Consider the following 15,155-nt stretch of genomic DNA (forward strand, 5'->3'; position numbering starts at 1 on the left):
GCACAGCACGATACGAATCGAAGCGCTTATGCTACTGAATGGCGATACCGTTGACCGCGCCAAAAACCAGGTTCCGCTGCAAGGTGCCGCTGGCATCGACCGTCGTGGTTTTTGCGACGATACCGGCTGTGGTAAACCACTCGGTCACTGTTGTACTGGCGGTTATGGTCTGGAATTTGCAGGTATTGAAGGTGCCTGCAGGCACGGTGATTTTCTCCTCACCCAGATAGCTGATCACGCCGGAAACGGCCAAAGACGTTGGTTCACCTGGCGAGCCGGCAACATCGGATACCGTAGCCGCCGTATAGCCAAAGCTGTCCGCCTGTCCGCTTGCCAATGTCCAGCGCCGATCCAGCTTTGCCGGCGTATATGTTGCATGTGAGCCGAGCGGAATTGGCCCGAAAATGAAGATTTCATCAGCCAAGGTTTCGATCACGTTGCCATCGCGCAGCGCAAAGTAACGGGAATCGGTCTCGATACCCGACCGGCTGGTCATGACCAGCGCCGGCTTGCCGTCGAGGTTGCCGACAGAAACCGTTTCATTTTCCGGCGGGCTGCCAACCAGCTTGCCAGTTGCATCGCGCTCTTCGTAGTTCAGCTCCCAATGACTGCCAGCCTGGAACAGGACGGGATTGAAACAGGCGCTTGCCAGCGGCAGGGGGTGTGGCGTTGGCGTAGGGGCGACGGTCGGCACCGGGCTGGGTGTAGCCGACCCACTACCGCCTCCACCGCAGCTTGCCAGGCCGAGCAGCAGAAGTGCGGCAAGGCAGAAACGGGACGGGACTTCAAAATCGGCATTCATCGGTTTGTTTCCAAAGCATGGACAGCGGTACCGCCTGATTTGCCTGATCGGGCATTACAAAATGCAGGCTAAAACAAGAGAGACGAAATCTACCGGAAAGCAAACCGGGTAAGCCGTTCACCAGCGCAGTATTTTTTGTAACCGTGGCCATCATGCCATGCGCCATCCTCCACATGGCCCCGCGCCATTTTTTGGGGTTTGCCAGCCGCGCATCAGGCCCCTTTCGCCTGCATCACGATCTCGTACGAGCGCAACCGATCAGCCTCGTCGAAGGTATCGGTACAGATGATGATTTCGTCCGCTTGCGTCTGGTCGATGAAATCCTGCATCTGCCGGCCTACCGTTGTAGCGTCGCCGATGGCGGTGGCTGCCAGCCGGGCATTGACGAGGATTTCCTCGCGCTCGTTCCAGATGCCCTGCATGCTTGCCACCGGTGGATCAAGCGGCGCACGCTCGTTGCGGATCATGCGCAGCCAGCGCTGCTTGAGCGAGGTGGCCAGGAACTCTGCATGTGCCTGCGTATCGGCAGCCACCACGTTCATGCCCACCTGTACGTACGGTTGTTGCAAGGTAGCTGAGGGCCGGAAGCTGCGGCGGTACAGATCCAGCGCGGCCACCACGTTATCCGGTGCAAAGTGGCTGGCAAAGCCGAACGGCAGCCCAAGCATGCCGGCCAGCTGCGCACTGTATGCACCGGAGCCCAGCAGCCATACGGGAATATCCAGCCCCTCACCGGGAATGGCCCGCACATGCTCGCCGGGGCGCTCGGGCTTGAAGTAGCCGCGCAGTTCTGCCAGCAATTCGGCCATTTCGTTTTCGTCACTGCTGAGGTGGCGGCGCAACGCGCGCGCGGTCAGGCCGTCGGTGCCGGGTGCACGGCCCAGGCCCAGGTCGATGCGCCCCGGATATAGCGATTCGAGCGTACCGAAATGCTCGGCAATGATCAGCGGCGCATGGTTGGGCAGCATCACTCCGCCCGAACCGACCCTTATGCTGTGGGTATTGGCGGCCACGAAGCCGATCAGCACGCTGGTAGCGGAGCTGGCCACCCCGGCCAGGTTGTGATGTTCGGCCAGCCAATAGCGTGTGTAACCCAGTGCCTCGGCATGCCGTGCCAGGGTTGCAGTACGCGCAAACGCCTCTGCTGCGGAACCACCGCGCTTGATGCTTGCCAGATCCAGTACCGAGAAAGCCGTTTCCGCCAGCGTTTTCATTGCCCGCACTCCTGATTCGATCCTGTTTACGTGCAGGCGATCGCACAGGATTCAACCGCGCGGGCAACAGGGTTTTGCCTTTGATCAAGGCAGGATGGCACCAGCATTGACATCATGCGTTGCACATGCGATTTTCAGCCATTGCTCGGGGTGCCTGTCATGGCTGAGAGGTAGGCTGCTACCAACCCGTTGAACCTGACCCGGATCATGCCGGCGTAGGGAAGCCGCTGTATCAGCTGTTCCCCGCCCCATGCCCGGTTCCCGCTTAGGAACCACCATGCCCTCTTCCGCTTCGTCCTCGCCCAGCCAGGCCGCCCAATTGATCTGGCAGGATATCGAAGCCGTACGCAACAACGCCCCGCTGGTGCACAACATCACCAATTACGTGGTGATGAACGTAAGTGCCAACGCACTGCTGGCTGCCGGTGCCTCGCCGGTGATGGCGCACGCGGCCGAAGAAGTGGCCGACTTTGCCCGCATGGCCGGTGCCGTGGTGATCAATATCGGCACGCTGTCCGATCACTGGGTGAATGCCATGCACGCCGCCATGCGCGCGGCCAAGGCAGTGGGTACACCCATCGTGCTCGATCCGGTTGGCGCGGGTGCCACTGCCTATCGCAATGAAACACTGGCGGTGCTGCTGGAAACCGCCACGCCGGCAGTGATACGCGGCAATGCATCCGAAATCATGGCGGTGGCCGGCTTTGCCGCCAACACCAAGGGTGTGGATAGCCAGAATGCATCGCACGATGCCATTGAAGCTGCCGGCCAATTGGCCGCGCGCACCGGCAGCGTGGTGTGCGTGAGCGGCGAGATCGATTACGTGATCGACGCCACCGGCCGTGTGGCAGAGCTGGCAAATGGCGACGAATGGCTGACGCGGATGACCGGCACCGGTTGCTCGGCCAGTGCGCTGGTCGGCGCGTTTTGCGCAGTACAGCCCGATGCATGGCGCGCCACCATTTCTGCAATGAGCCTGGTGGCCATCGCCGGTGAAATCGCCGCTGAAAAAGTACGCGAACGTGGTCAGGGTGTGGGCAGCCTGCAGGCCGCGTGGCTGGATGCATTGCAACTGCTTACCCGCGACCAGTTGGCATCGTTCCTGCGTGTGGAAGGTTATCCGCAATGACCCGTACGCCCAGAATCGATCGCAGCGCACTGGCGCTCTATCTGGTGACCGATGAAGCAGCCTGCCTGGGCCGCAACCTGCTGGATGTGGTGATGCAGGCGGTGGCGGGTGGGGTGCGCTGCGTGCAGCTGCGCGAGAAACATCTGCCGGCCGACGCATTCATCGCAAAAGCCAACGCGCTGAAGGCCCTGCTGGCGCCACTGGGCGTGCCGCTCATCATCAATGACAGGCTGGACGTGGCGCTGGCGGTGCAGGCAGATGGCTTGCATATCGGGCAGAGCGATATCAGCGTGGCGGAAGTGCGCCGCGCCATGCCCGATGCCATTGTCGGCCTTTCAGTGGAAACGCCGGAGCAATTGCTGCTGGCCAACCGGCTGGATGTGGATTACCTGGGTATCAGCCCGATCTTTGCCACCCCCACCAAGCCAGATACCGGTGCGCCATGGGGGCTGGCCGGGCTGGCGGCGGTACGTGAAATCACCAGGCTGCCGCTGGTCGGCATTGGTGCCATCCACGCCGGCAATGCCGCCAGCGTGCTGGCTGCCGGTGCGGATGCCATTGCGGTGGTCAGCGCCATTTGCAGCGCGCCATCGCCGCGTGCAGCCGCCGCGGAGCTGGCAGCCCTCCTCCCCGGGAACAGGACAACATGACCAAGCAACATTACCCGCGCGTACTGACCATTGCCGGATCGGATAGCGGCGGCGGTGCCGGTATACAGGCCGACCTGAAAACCTTCGCCGCGCTCGGCTGCTACGGCATGACCGCCGTTACGGCGCTGACCGCGCAGAACACGCTGGGCGTCACCGCCATACACGCGGTACCAGCGGATTTTCTGGCAGCGCAGCTGGATGCGGTATTCAGCGATATCGGCGTGGATGCGGTGAAGATCGGCATGCTGCACGCACCGGAAGTGGTGGATGTGGTGGCCGCCAAGCTGCTGCAATGGCGGCCGGCCACGGTGATCCTGGACCCGGTGATGGTGGCCACCAGTGGTGCCAGGCTGATCGAGAATGCCACCATAGGCCGCATGGTGGATACCTTGTTCCCGCTGGCCACGCTGGTCACGCCCAATCTGGATGAACTGGCTCTGCTGGTGGATGCTGTGGCGATTACCGAGCGTGCACAGTTGCAAACGGCAGCATTGCGCCTGCTGGGCATGGGCTGCCAGGCGGTGCTGGCCAAGGGCGGGCATCTGGCGGGTGAAACGGTATGCGATATCCTCGTCGCGGCCGACGGGCACAGCAGCGTGCTGGAGGCGCCACGCATTGCATCGAACAACCTGCATGGCACCGGCTGCACCTTATCATCCGCCATTGCCGCGCATAGTGCGCTGGGCCTGCCGCTGCTGGAGGCGATTACCGCAGCCCGCGCATACATCAGCGGTGCGATTGCCCATGGTGCGGAGGTGACCACCGGCGGCGGCCATGGGCCGCTCAATCACGGTTACGCACCACGACCGATGCGCATACTGCAAAGCGCCAACTGAAGAAAAAGCCGCACTACCGTGCGGCTTTTCCCTTGCAGCGTCATCGACTTATTGCAATGCCGCTCAGGCGGCCTGCAAACGGCGCAAGCCCGCGCTGGCCAGCACGTGGTACAGCACGAATGCCACCGCCAGCGCTGGCAGCGATGCGCCCCAATCCGGCGCCAGGCGGCTGATCAGCTGGTAGACGGCAATACCGGCAAGCCACGCCAATGCGCCCGGCCAGACGATGGCTGGTGTGGTGGCGGACGGCGCCAGCGGGTGCTTGCCGTGGTGCGCAATCACCACGCCGAACAGCGGCACGAAGACCGAGCCCAGCAGGTACAGGAAGCCCTGGTAATCCTGGATGGGCAGCGTAAGCGCAATTACCGTGGCCACGATGGCCAGCAGCGGCCCATAGGCGCCTACCGGCAGCTTAGGCAGCAAACCATGGCTGGAAACAGCGGCCGAATACAAATCGCCATAGGCGTTATCGACTTCGTCGACCAACAGCAAGCCCAGGGCCAGCGCGCCACTGCCCGCCAGCATGATGGTGGCGATCATGTCGCCGCCCGGGTGTACTGCAGCGATCAGGATGGCCAGCGCAAAGCACCAGATATTGGCCACGGTGTAGCCGATGCCGATGCCGGCCACCACGCTGCGGCTATTCTTGCTGTAGCGGGTGTAATCGGCCACCAGCGGCAACCACGAGATCGGCATGGCCACCACCAGATCGACCGCAGCGCCAAAGCCCATGCTGCCATCGCCGGCGCGGCCCCAGAATGCCGCCCAGCCCGCCGTAGCCACTTCACCGGCAAAACGCACGGTGAGCCAGCCCAGTGCCACCAGCATCAGGATCAGGCCGGCACGGCGGATGAACTGGCGCACGATGCCCACCATGGACAAGCGCAGCAAGCCCAGCAGCAACAGGCCGGTCAGGATGGTGAACACTGCCGGGCTATCGATGCCCAGTTGCTGCCGGGCAATGGCCGACAAGCCATCACGCAGCACGATGATTTCAAACACCGACCAGCCCAGCAGCTGCAGCACGTTGGCCGCCACCGGCAGCGTGGCAAAGCGGCGCCCCAGTGCAGGCCAGATCAGCCCGGCGCTCGATACCCCCGATTGCGCGCCCAGCCAGCCCACCCAGGCCAGCAGCGACACGCCGATCAGCGAGCCCAGCACGATGGCGGCCATGGCATGCGCGGCGCTCAGCGCCGGCACCAGGAAGGTGCCTGCCTGGATGACCAGCAGGCCAACGCCCAGGCTGCCCCACAGGGCGAGATGATCGGAAAACCCGAGCTTGCGCTCGGCGGGGGATACCGCTTCGAGCGCGGTATTGACGATATTGCCGGACATGGCCGCTTCCTGATGAGTTCAACAAATTGATCAGGTGCGACAGGAAGATGGACAGATGCTTCCCTACGCTGGCGCGACCCAGATCAGGTTCTACGGGTTGGCAGCGTGGCCGCCTCTCAGCCGGTGTGGAAAATCCGTCAGCTTTTTGCGTAGGCGGCCGACGAAGCGGTGCGTATGCAAGCTGACGGGTGCTTCCTTACCGGCACCCCGAGCGGGTGCGACATTGTCATGTGCACAACACCACGTCAAGCCGGAACAGCCGTCCGGTCATGATTAGGGCACAATCGAGGCTGTTGCAGCTTGTTTCCTGAGGGTGCCTTCCCCGCATCACGCATTGCCTGAAGCAGACTTGGCAGGGATGGCTATTGGGCAGCCGGTAGCAACACCCGGTGAGGTTTGGCCGGCGAAGTGCTGCTGATAAAGCATGACAGTGAGATGCGAAACGCAGAAGGTACAGCACAAACGGCAACTGAAACCAGGCACTCCCGGGCAACGTGGCAAATAGTTTTTTAGCGGCTCGTAGTCCACAGTTGATGGCTTGTACCCGAACGTGCAGCACCGCCAAATGTTTCTGTCATTTTTTTGGGGCCTCAGGAATTTTCAGGATGGACAGTCTCTTCAGTGCCAAGCGCATTTTCAATACAATGGATTGGTTGGAAGGGAAGATGCATCAGGATTACAATCTTGATGACTTGGCCCGTCGTGCCAATTACTCCAAGTATCACTTTGAACGCCTTTTTTCCGAACAAGTCGGCCAATCGCCCTTTGAATATCTTCGTCGGCGCAAGTTGCTCATCGCAGGCATGCGCGTGCGTCACGAATCCAGTTCGATAACACAAATTGCACTGGAAAGCGGCTTTGCCAATAGCGCATCCTTTGCCAAGTCTTTTCGTCAGCAGTTTGGCTATTGCGCCCGCGACTGGCGCCACGGTGCCTGGCGTAGTTTCATGGACGCAAACCGCTATCAATCTTCCAGTCCGGCTAAGAGCGGAACCGCACCGACTTGGCTACATTGGTCGGAAGCGCTGGAGCCTACTCCGGTTAACTTGATCCATATTGAAAAACTGCACGCTTTTTCCTATATCTACAAACGCTGGATTGGTGAAGTTTGTTACACACTGAAACGTGATCTTGTTCATGAAATCATCGATGATGCCGAATTTTCCACACTATCCGATGTAGTCTCATATTGCGCTGTTGTACGTGAGGATAATGGATTGGTGCCCGCAGCATTGCTGATGTTTGATTTTGGCATACTTAACGTTGTTCCCGAGCAGTTCCAAAATCCGCCCCCGGGGTTTCAAACCGGCGTCATCGTTGGCGGTGAGTATGCTTGCATGCCTTATGCCGGCTCAATTCCGCATTGGCGCTGGATGCACGATCTGTGGCTGGATCGACAGCGCAACTATATACTTGACGCCAGTAGGCCCTATTTGGCCATCGGCAAAGTGAAAAATGACCTGCATAGCGGAAAATTGCTTTTACCGGTCAAGCCCAGTGGCTATTAGATGAGCAAGAAACCGGGGCTTTTTCTAATTCGATCAAGCACAATCAGCTTTGAAACCATCAGTTTTCCAGCACCGTAAATCATTCCATTAAAAATCTGGCCGCTCTCCGATCCGGATATATAAAATCGGCAAAACATTACATTTTCGAACAATCATATTTTTCAGAAAAACCCACCCACATTCAATCGATTCTTATGCTATAAATCCCCAACCTCACACCATTTCACCTTCAATTCAAGCCACACTTATCAGCATCGGAAAATATCAGAAAAACGCCAAATCAATTTTGGGACAACTTGAATATTTCCGCATCCTTTTCATCACCATAGAGGTCCGTACGAGCCGAAGCATTCATTAAGATATGCAGCCTCTGTCAAACAAATCTCTGCGGTGCATTTCTTACACATCATTCAATATGTTTTTTTGAAATGTTGTATCGCATCATTGCATTTCTCCACCATATGATGCGCAGCATTGGGAGAGCGTATAAATTCCCGCAAAATCGCCTCTGCCTTTTCAAAACGCCCACAATTAGCATGTGCTAGTGCTCTCCAGAAAAAAACCTCCTCAGTACCTTGCCCTCCGAGTTGCTCGGCATGCCTGAAAGCCATGATGCTTTCTTCGAAACGCTCCAGCGCAAACAACGCTTCCCCTCGGAAGCGATGACTCATCCCCAGCTCTGGTGCAATTTCAATACAACGATCTATTTCCCTGAGCGCACGCTCATAATCACTGCCCTGAAAGAAAGCCAATGCTCTTTGGCCAGATGATTCGATTTCCGATTGTTTACGTTTGAATATCCCAAACATGATGATTACCCCCTCTGACAATTTCACAATTATCATGAATACACTTCAATCGAACAGATCAATAGCCACGCAATATGCAACTCCAATCGAACCCCTCGCAACTCTGGCTGTCACACAAGCGCACTTCAGCTCTCGCGATACGCATGCAATTCGATTTTATGCAAAACCATTTCAAGACTGGAGCAACAAAAAATTCAAACAATTCTCATAGATTAATCAACATATAGAAGGTGATACAAATAGCAATCACGCCCATTATTGAAACAAAACAAATGCAATGACCCCACAATATACAAGTGTAATCATGCTGCTGAAAATCGCACCTGTACGCGCAGAAGTATTGTAACTATCTCTATGCACTTCTCTCCATGCAAATATCATGTCGACTGTTGATAGGACAGCGAAAAGCGGCACCAGTATCAATGCAACCATAGCAACCATGAATCCAGGGCCAAAGTGCTGACCATCCCGTGTACATGCGGGCAAGCTGATCAAATAAAGACTGATCGCGATTCTAAGAAAAACTCTCCAGGGAAGGTCGTCTTCGGAACCTTGAGGGTTATTGTCTTCCATTTTCAATTCCAGGTTATGAATGCGTACAAAAAACCATCCACTCAACCCTTGGGGCAGATTATCTTTGGCATCTTGCGATAAAATATCTAGCATCTGCACCGGTTTAGCCCACGCAAAATCTCTCTACCAAAGCACGTTTGGTAACATTTTGATCAGCCCGGATTGATAACGCCTCCGGACCGATAACTTGCATCCCTCCAATATCTGTGGGTCTAGCCAATCAACAAGGTTAATCAGATTTTCCGGCGTATTTGAATATTTTTTCCGGAACAGAACATGAACAATGCCAAAGAATTACCAGAAAAACTTGTCCTGAATTGCGGTTTTACGCGTTCGTGATGGATGCTAGCGGGCATGTTTGCCTCACCTCAGAACCAGCTCTCGCTGATGGACAGCTGATGCTGCGTGCGGCACAGTGGATCGGCGCAACAAGGATGCCGTGTAAACTGATACGACCCGATAGCCAACAATGGCTGGTCCTATTGGATATAAACGCCACCTATCGGCGACCACCTCGCCCAACGGTCAGCCTCTAGCGACACTCACGGTTGTAAATCATGCAGATCCGAGCTGAACTTTCCGCTACACATCCCCATGAGTATCTGGCTGGAGCAGATATTCCTCAGCGGGTGCGGTAATTGTCATGTGCACAACACCACGTCAAGCCGGAACAGCCGTCCGGTCATGATTTGGGCACAATCGAGGCTGTTGCAGCTCGTTTCCCGGATGCCATGCCACGTATCGACCCCATGCCCCGCATCAAGCGTTGCCTGCTGCTTTCCAGCGTGCTGCTGCTGGCAGCGTGCGCCAGCATCGGCCCCACCACGCTGGTGGATGATCGCTTGCGCTATACGCTGTCTGCCGCGCAATCACTGGAAGAACAGCTGCTGCTCAATATCGTGCGGGCACGCCATGCGGAAGCACCGAGCTTTGTGGAAGTCAGCCAGATCGTGGGCAGCTACGAGCTGACGCGCGAAGTGAGCGTGGGCGGCGAAATCCACCCGCAGGATACCGCCGGCTTCATGAGCCTGGGCAGCAGCGCCAGGCTGGCTGACCGCCCTACCGTCACTTATTCGCCGCTGGGTGGCGAGCACTTTGCCCGCGCAGTGATGGCCCCGGTGCCCATCGACGCAGTGCTGTCGCTGATCCAATCCGGCTGGGCGGCCGATGCGGTATTGGAAATGCTGGTGCGCTCGGTCAACGGTATCCAGAACCGCTTACCGCGGCTGGACCACCCGCTGGCGGCAGACCCGCGCTACGCGGAACTCAAAACGCTGATGCGCCAGTTGCAGGATGAAGGCGCAATCGAATTCCGCATCCACAAGCGCGGGCAACAAGCGCAATCGCTATTCATCATGCTGCGCAAACCGGCCACCGCAGCAGCGGCCAGCCATCTGGCTACATTGCATCAGTTGCTGGACCTGCCCTCTGATATGCAGGAACTGCCCATCACCGCCGGCCTGCTGGCCGGGCAGCGCGGCGAAGTTGCCATCTATACCTATTCGCTGATGCAGGTATTGATCTCCCAATCCGAGCAGATCGATCTGCCGCCTGCGCATGTAGCCGGCAAGCTGGTGCCCATGCGGGCGCCGGGCGAGGTGCCGGAACGCATGCATATCCACAGCGGTGAAACCCAGCCCGCCGATGCGGCAGTGAGCGTGCGTTACCGCAGTCACTGGTACTGGATTGCTGCTGACGACCGGCGCTCCAAAACCATCATGATGGCGATGGCGGTGATTTACCGGCTGCTGGAATCGGGCAACCAGGGTAATGCGCCCTTGCTGACCTTGCCCGCCAATTAGGCGTTACCAACCTTGGCCTGCGGGTTTGCCACAGGAGAGGCTGCCGGCTTCTTGAACCAGAGATAGCCCGCCCACGCCACCAGCAGCAGCTCCAGCCCGAACGACCAGTGCAGCAGGAAGTTGAGCCACCAGGGGTGATAGAGCGCCGGCACGGTGGCCAGCGCAAATGGCCGGTCTATAAACGGTGCCAGCCACCAGATATCGCCAACGATGCTATCGAGCAACAGGTGAATAAAGCCGGACACGGTAAACAGCACTGCGTAGATGCCCAAGCGGGAACGGGTGCGTGTGTTGGCATACAGCAGCAGTGCACCCGACAGCAGCCCAAGCCAGAAAATCGGGAAATGCGAGAAATAGCGGTGGTGATGCGTGCTGCGGTGATCAATCAGGTGAAAATAGAACATGTCCAGATCGGGCGCGACGGCACCGAACAGCCCCCAGAACATATACCAGCGGTAATGGCCGATCTGCCCGCTGAACTTGCGGTAACTGAGCTTGGCCAGCACGTAGCCGGCGGGCAGGTGCCCGATGATCATGATTCAATGCCCGATATCAATGGCTGGTAGACAGTACATGGCCGGCTGGCCCGAGCCAGCCGGCGCAACGGTATGCACCTGCGCTGCCAGCGCCGGCTGCATGGTGCCTGCATGGCAAGCAGTGCATGCATTACTTTTTGCGTGAGCCGATCACCAGTACGGCCACGCCGCCCACCAGCAATGCCCAGCCCAGCGGCGCCGGCAGCGGCACGCGCTTTTCCGTCTCCGCGGTGGCCTTGAGCGGGCCGATCTCGAATACTTTCTCTTCCGTCTTGTAGCTGAAATGACCCAGCGCCAGTATGCCCGCGCCCAGCACGATCAGGATGATGCCGATAATCATCGGTGCTTTCATTATTGTTCTCTCCCCGGTTTGCAGATGCCTGACATGGCAATTGCGTAGCGAGTTTACCACTGACCGCGATGCTTGCCGGTGACACACAATTCACAAGCAAAGCATATAGAACGATCGTACAATACAGCCATCTTCCAGCCTAGCTGCCACCCGTGCGCAAGATCATCCACATCGATTGCGATTGCTTTTACGCCTCGGTCGAAATGCGTGACCGGCCCGAGCTGCGCGACGTGCCGCTGGGCATAGGTGGCAAGGCCGAGCACCGCGGCGTGATTGCCACCTGCAACTACCCGGCACGGCGCTTCGGCATCCACTCCGCCATGCCCACGGTGACCGCGTTCAAGCGCTGCCCGGATCTGGTGCTGCTGCCGCCGGATTTCGAACGCTATCGCGCCGCATCGCGTGCGGTGCATGCCATCTTCCGCGACTACACCGATCTGATCGAGCCGTTGTCGCTGGATGAAGCCTATCTGGACGTCAGCAATGCCACGCGCTGCCATGGCAGCGCCACGCTGATTGCCGAGGAAATCCGCGCCCGCATCGAAGCCGAGGTGGGCATTACCGCCAGCGCCGGCATTGCCAGCAACAAGCTGATCGCCAAGATTGCCAGTGACTGGCACAAGCCCAACGGGCAGTTCGTGGTACTGCCAGACGAGATCGATGCGTTCATCCTGCCGCTAGCGGTGAAAAAGCTGTGGGGCGTAGGCAAGGTGACCGCCGCGCGGCTCAATGCCGCCGGCGCTGAAACCTGTGCCGACCTGCAGCAGTGGCCGGAGGAAAAACTGGCGCGTGAATTCGGCAAGATGGGGTTATCGCTATACCGGCAATGCCGCGGCATCGACCACCGCAAGGTGGAACCCAACCAGGTTCGCAAATCGTTATCGGTGGAAAACACCTATTCCAACGATCTGCCGGACCTCGCTGCCTGCCATGCGGCGCTGCCTGCGCTCTGGGATGATTTCAGCCGCCGCTTTGCCCGTTGCGATACCGTGCCGCATAAAACCTTTGTAAAAATCAAATTCAACGACTTCACGCAAACCACCATGGAATGCGTGCACAGCGCCCCCACGCCCGAGATATTCGCCCAGTTGCTGGGTGAAGCATGGCAGCGCAAAGGCATCCCCGCCCGTTTGCTGGGCATCGGCGTGCGCTTCGAGGAAAACCACGCCAAGCCAAGACCGCCCAGCGCCAGCCTGCCATTGTGGGAAGAAGCAGATCAAACGCATTGACCGGCAGCGCGCACCCGCTTTGCAGTCGCCCGGCAATCGCCTACAGTGAGCTTCCTTGCCCACCCTGCTCTCTGTGGGCAGATCGATAGAAGCCCTCGCTACCATGACCGAACCACCTATCAACCTCGCGGCCTACCGCAAGCGACGCACCCGACAGCAACGCCGTGGCCCTCTGGCGTGGCTGCGCAACTGGCGCACACGCCGCCAGCCAACGACCACGCATGCACCGGGCACTTGCGTGCGTTGCGGCCATGCACTGGCAAAGGAAGCAAGCTGGTGCCAGCATTGCGGCGTGCATTACACGCGGCCGGAATCAGCTGACGATCTGGACGATGCCCGCCCGGCATGGGTGAACAAGGTTGCGGTGCTGGTGTTGATTGGATTGATAGCAATGGTGTTGCTGCCGCTGCTTGCTTCAGTCTGAACAAACGTTAGCCAAGTGGCTTGGGCTAGTGAAAACATTGGCTGAAGTCGGCGGGCAAGTTCAAGGAGTCTTGCCAGCAGGGCACCCGGCTTTATGCAAAGAGCACCATGGCGCCAAGCAAGAGGGCTATCCCGATCAGAAAAACAAACAGCCAGATGATGTTTTCTTGCCATGGCGCGAGCTGACGTTGATTCAATTTGGCCCCCAGTTGTTTGGCAGGCAAGCCGGTTGCGAGTTCGGCAAGTCCTATAAGGGCAAACGCACCGGGAAGACCCAATATAACGACTCCGCCTCCCATGGGAAATGAATGCCAATTGATGCTGATCCAATAAAACACAAGCCAAAGGAGTGCGGCAATGCATCCGCATCCAAAGAATTTAATGGCCCCAAACGCGCATACGCCCGCTTTCATGCTTGCTCCCGAAGTGAAATCTCAAGGGGACTTCCAAAAACCTCGATTTTCAACCGCCGTGCGCATGTAACCTATTGATTTATATCAGTGGTTTTTTATGGGAAAAGGGGTTTTTGGAAGTACCCTCAAGGCTTAGAAGTTACTTCAAACCCGCAGATTCAGGTCGCAGCAGATTGCCACATTTAACCTGCCTCTTTAATAAACGGCAATAGTACGCTGCCTGTTTTCACATAATTCATGGCTTGTCAGAACAGTTGCCACCAGCGTTTCTTCATCAGGCCAGGATAACGCTTTGCCAACGCTTCATAGCCATAAGCTTTGAATAAATCATCTTCCATGTAGTCGCACGACCAAGCCAGCCAGTCAGTGGATACATATTTTTCCTCTACATCCACAAGGATGCCCTTGCTTATTCTTCCCAGGAACCGTGTCGACGCATTGAAAATCAGATTGATCACAGGGTTCAGCTCCCGCTGACCAGACAGGGTAACGCAATGCAGCTGCAAAAGCCGATCATGCGTATCATTTGCATGATCATAGCCGTCGAAACTCGCCACCAGTTCAGCAACGGCATGTTCAAGCTGCAGGAAGCATGCCATGTCCGCTGGAAATCCTGGCGTATATATCCGGATGTCAGTGCCGTCTTTTATCTCGAATTTCAGATTCAAATTGAATTGCCTGCTTTCTCTTTTTAATGCGGACACCCAATCATCCAGCTTCATATCAATATTGCCAAAAACATGAAACTTCTGGAACAGGCTCATCCTCTCCTCTTGCACTGCCTTGAATCTGCTTTTTCTTTCCTGTTTGGTTAGCATGAACGCTCCAGAAATGCTTTTCACAAAGTACCAACCCAAGTTTATCTGTGTGCGGAAAGATTGAACCGGGTGCCCAAACCAAAGCTGATGTTTTATAGTGCATCAAGCTGGATCAGTCAAAAACGAAACACTTGAAGCATGCAGCACTGATGAATTTGACAAAATGACTTGCGCACCCTCTTTTAACAGGAAAAATCCAATAGCAGGCCAATGGAAAATCAGCGATGTCCGTCAATTGCTTTTCCATTCAAGCCAAGTTCGCCCATTTTTGCAAAGCTTCCAGCGCGGCATCGGGCTGATCTCCACTGACGCGAATCAGAAAAGCAACAATAACGCGCTGTTCAACCGGCCTGAAGCGCTGCCATCTGCCAGCAAAGCCGGGGCGGCTGGGGTCAGCCTTGGGTGGTAACAGTTTTGCCTGCAGCGTATCAATCAACACGTCGGCCGTTACCGGATCATCCAGCACTGCCAGCATGAATGCGGGCAGGAAGTAACAGAATGCTTCATCGGTAGAGAAATGCAGCGCGGACTCGTGCGTGCGCAGCTGCTGCACGCCGAGATCTGCCCAGCGTTTATCGGTGAACCATGCATCGGTGCCTTCATCGTCGTAAGTGGCGACGGTCAAAGCGCCTGCGGGATAGCGGCGCTGCTGGAATGCAGCGCGTATCTGCACTGAAAGATCGGCGACTGCGCTCTGCATGCGGCCTCCAGTTGGGTGCGCTGATC

At 57.3% G+C, this 15,155-nt stretch carries 18 protein-coding genes and 2 riboswitches; of the genes, 7 read left to right on the plus strand and 11 right to left on the minus strand.

Annotated features, from left to right (window positions below):
- Positions 1-31: 31 nt before the first annotated feature.
- From IGB42_RS16955 to IGB42_RS16965, 3 genes are read right to left on the minus strand one after another with little or no spacing between them, the layout of a single operon-like run.
- Entirely contained in the window at positions 32-802 is a 771-nt protein-coding gene (locus IGB42_RS16955; protein WP_159673860.1) for a hypothetical protein, read from the minus strand.
- Complete coding sequence (locus IGB42_RS16960) at positions 786-956, minus strand: hypothetical protein (RefSeq protein ID WP_159673862.1); 171 nt, start codon at positions 954-956, stop codon at positions 786-788. The genes IGB42_RS16955 and IGB42_RS16960 overlap by 17 nt, the downstream gene beginning before the upstream one ends.
- A gap of 58 nt (positions 957-1,014) precedes the next feature.
- Positions 1,015-2,016, minus strand: a complete 1,002-nt coding sequence (locus tag IGB42_RS16965) for an LLM class flavin-dependent oxidoreductase (RefSeq protein ID WP_159673864.1) — start codon at positions 2,014-2,016, stop codon at positions 1,015-1,017.
- Between the two features lie 136 nt (positions 2,017-2,152).
- Positions 2,153-2,255, plus strand: a riboswitch (TPP riboswitch).
- A 38-nt stretch (positions 2,256-2,293) separates the two neighbouring features.
- On the opposite strand from IGB42_RS16965, the gene thiM reads away from it, so the two are divergent.
- Genes thiM through thiD form a run of 3 tightly spaced genes read left to right on the plus strand, consistent with a single transcriptional unit; the run spans position 2,294 to position 4,631 of the window.
- Entirely contained in the window at positions 2,294-3,145 is an 852-nt protein-coding gene (thiM, locus tag IGB42_RS16970; protein WP_159673866.1) for a hydroxyethylthiazole kinase, read from the plus strand.
- Positions 3,142-3,795, plus strand: coding sequence for a thiamine phosphate synthase (thiE, locus tag IGB42_RS16975; RefSeq protein WP_159673868.1), 654 nt, complete (start codon positions 3,142-3,144; stop codon positions 3,793-3,795). Before thiM ends, thiE begins: the two co-directional genes overlap by 4 nt.
- Positions 3,792-4,631: a bifunctional hydroxymethylpyrimidine kinase/phosphomethylpyrimidine kinase gene (gene thiD / locus IGB42_RS16980; protein WP_159673870.1), complete on the plus strand. Its 840-nt coding sequence runs from the start codon at positions 3,792-3,794 to the stop codon at positions 4,629-4,631. The genes thiE and thiD overlap by 4 nt, the downstream gene beginning before the upstream one ends.
- Before the next feature lie 63 nt (positions 4,632-4,694).
- Here the strand turns inward: thiD and IGB42_RS16985 are convergent, their stop codons facing one another.
- Positions 4,695-5,966, minus strand: a complete 1,272-nt coding sequence (locus tag IGB42_RS16985) for a cytosine permease (protein ID WP_159673872.1) — start codon at positions 5,964-5,966, stop codon at positions 4,695-4,697.
- 43 nt (positions 5,967-6,009) lie between these two features.
- Positions 6,010-6,186: riboswitch (TPP riboswitch) on the minus strand.
- Positions 6,187-6,571: 385 nt separating this feature from the next.
- On the opposite strand from IGB42_RS16985, the gene IGB42_RS16990 reads away from it, so the two are divergent.
- Positions 6,572-7,474 carry a helix-turn-helix domain-containing protein gene (locus IGB42_RS16990; RefSeq protein WP_159673874.1) on the plus strand — a complete coding sequence of 301 codons (903 nt, stop codon included), beginning with the start codon at positions 6,572-6,574 and terminating at the stop codon, positions 7,472-7,474.
- A 410-nt stretch (positions 7,475-7,884) separates the two neighbouring features.
- Here IGB42_RS16990 and IGB42_RS16995 read toward each other — a convergent pair whose 3' ends face one another.
- Together IGB42_RS16995 and IGB42_RS17000 are read right to left on the minus strand one after the other, a co-directional pair.
- Positions 7,885-8,283, minus strand: a complete 399-nt coding sequence (locus tag IGB42_RS16995; RefSeq protein ID WP_159673876.1) for a tetratricopeptide repeat protein — start codon at positions 8,281-8,283, stop codon at positions 7,885-7,887.
- A 255-nt stretch (positions 8,284-8,538) separates the two neighbouring features.
- Positions 8,539-8,949, minus strand: a complete 411-nt coding sequence (locus IGB42_RS17000) for a hypothetical protein (protein ID WP_159673878.1) — start codon at positions 8,947-8,949, stop codon at positions 8,539-8,541.
- A gap of 638 nt (positions 8,950-9,587) precedes the next feature.
- Here IGB42_RS17000 and IGB42_RS17005 point away from each other — a divergent pair.
- Entirely contained in the window at positions 9,588-10,658 is a 1,071-nt protein-coding gene (locus tag IGB42_RS17005; protein WP_159673880.1) for a hypothetical protein, read from the plus strand.
- On the opposite strand, the gene IGB42_RS17010 is transcribed toward IGB42_RS17005, so the two are convergent.
- Both IGB42_RS17010 and IGB42_RS17015 read right to left on the minus strand, forming a co-directional pair.
- Complete coding sequence (locus tag IGB42_RS17010) at positions 10,655-11,194, minus strand: metal-dependent hydrolase (RefSeq protein WP_159673882.1); 540 nt, start codon at positions 11,192-11,194, stop codon at positions 10,655-10,657. The genes IGB42_RS17005 and IGB42_RS17010 overlap by 4 nt on opposite strands.
- 130 nt (positions 11,195-11,324) lie before the next feature.
- Positions 11,325-11,534 carry a hypothetical protein gene (locus IGB42_RS17015; RefSeq protein WP_159673884.1) on the minus strand — a complete coding sequence of 70 codons (210 nt, stop codon included), beginning with the start codon at positions 11,532-11,534 and terminating at the stop codon, positions 11,325-11,327.
- 164 nt (positions 11,535-11,698) lie between these two features.
- On the opposite strand from IGB42_RS17015, the gene dinB reads away from it, so the two are divergent.
- A complete protein-coding gene (gene dinB, locus IGB42_RS17020; protein ID WP_159673886.1) occupies positions 11,699-12,775 on the plus strand; it encodes a DNA polymerase IV in 1,077 nt (358 codons plus the stop codon).
- Positions 12,776-12,878: 103 nt separating this feature from the next.
- On the plus strand, positions 12,879-13,199 hold the full coding sequence (locus IGB42_RS17025; protein WP_159673888.1) for a hypothetical protein: 321 nt from the start codon (positions 12,879-12,881) through the stop codon (positions 13,197-13,199).
- 91 nt (positions 13,200-13,290) lie between these two features.
- On the opposite strand, the gene IGB42_RS17030 is transcribed toward IGB42_RS17025, so the two are convergent.
- From IGB42_RS17030 to IGB42_RS17040, 3 genes are all read right to left on the minus strand, one after another.
- Entirely contained in the window at positions 13,291-13,611 is a 321-nt protein-coding gene (locus IGB42_RS17030) for a hypothetical protein (RefSeq protein WP_159673890.1), read from the minus strand.
- Between the two features lie 245 nt (positions 13,612-13,856).
- Positions 13,857-14,429: a hypothetical protein gene (locus IGB42_RS17035; protein WP_159673892.1), complete on the minus strand. Its 573-nt coding sequence runs from the start codon at positions 14,427-14,429 to the stop codon at positions 13,857-13,859.
- A 247-nt stretch (positions 14,430-14,676) separates the two neighbouring features.
- Entirely contained in the window at positions 14,677-15,129 is a 453-nt protein-coding gene (locus IGB42_RS17040; protein ID WP_159673894.1) for a DUF6714 family protein, read from the minus strand.
- Between the last annotated feature and the right edge of the window lie 26 nt (positions 15,130-15,155).

The sequence above is a fragment of the Andreprevotia sp. IGB-42 genome (assembly GCF_009848685.1).
In the GTDB taxonomy this organism is placed as follows: domain Bacteria; phylum Pseudomonadota; class Gammaproteobacteria; order Burkholderiales; family Chitinibacteraceae; genus Andreprevotia.

Coding starts and splice junctions, on each gene's coding strand:
- IGB42_RS16955 (WP_159673860.1), bottom strand. CDS start 802: ATGAATGCCGATTTTGAAGTCCCGTCCCGTTTCTGCCTTGCCGCACTT.
- IGB42_RS16960 (WP_159673862.1), bottom strand. CDS start 956: ATGATGGCCACGGTTACAAAAAATACTGCGCTGGTGAACGGCTTACCC.
- IGB42_RS16965 (WP_159673864.1), bottom strand. CDS start 2,016: ATGAAAACGCTGGCGGAAACGGCTTTCTCGGTACTGGATCTGGCAAGC.
- thiM (WP_159673866.1), top strand. CDS start 2,294: ATGCCCTCTTCCGCTTCGTCCTCGCCCAGCCAGGCCGCCCAATTGATC.
- thiE (WP_159673868.1), top strand. CDS start 3,142: ATGACCCGTACGCCCAGAATCGATCGCAGCGCACTGGCGCTCTATCTG.
- thiD (WP_159673870.1), top strand. CDS start 3,792: ATGACCAAGCAACATTACCCGCGCGTACTGACCATTGCCGGATCGGAT.
- IGB42_RS16985 (WP_159673872.1), bottom strand. CDS start 5,966: ATGTCCGGCAATATCGTCAATACCGCGCTCGAAGCGGTATCCCCCGCC.
- IGB42_RS16990 (WP_159673874.1), top strand. CDS start 6,572: ATGGACAGTCTCTTCAGTGCCAAGCGCATTTTCAATACAATGGATTGG.
- IGB42_RS16995 (WP_159673876.1), bottom strand. CDS start 8,283: ATGTTTGGGATATTCAAACGTAAACAATCGGAAATCGAATCATCTGGC.
- IGB42_RS17000 (WP_159673878.1), bottom strand. CDS start 8,949: ATGCTAGATATTTTATCGCAAGATGCCAAAGATAATCTGCCCCAAGGG.
- IGB42_RS17005 (WP_159673880.1), top strand. CDS start 9,588: ATGCCACGTATCGACCCCATGCCCCGCATCAAGCGTTGCCTGCTGCTT.
- IGB42_RS17010 (WP_159673882.1), bottom strand. CDS start 11,194: ATGATCATCGGGCACCTGCCCGCCGGCTACGTGCTGGCCAAGCTCAGT.
- IGB42_RS17015 (WP_159673884.1), bottom strand. CDS start 11,534: ATGATTATCGGCATCATCCTGATCGTGCTGGGCGCGGGCATACTGGCG.
- IGB42_RS17025 (WP_159673888.1), top strand. CDS start 12,879: ATGACCGAACCACCTATCAACCTCGCGGCCTACCGCAAGCGACGCACC.
- IGB42_RS17030 (WP_159673890.1), bottom strand. CDS start 13,611: ATGAAAGCGGGCGTATGCGCGTTTGGGGCCATTAAATTCTTTGGATGC.
- IGB42_RS17035 (WP_159673892.1), bottom strand. CDS start 14,429: ATGCTAACCAAACAGGAAAGAAAAAGCAGATTCAAGGCAGTGCAAGAG.
- IGB42_RS17040 (WP_159673894.1), bottom strand. CDS start 15,129: ATGCAGAGCGCAGTCGCCGATCTTTCAGTGCAGATACGCGCTGCATTC.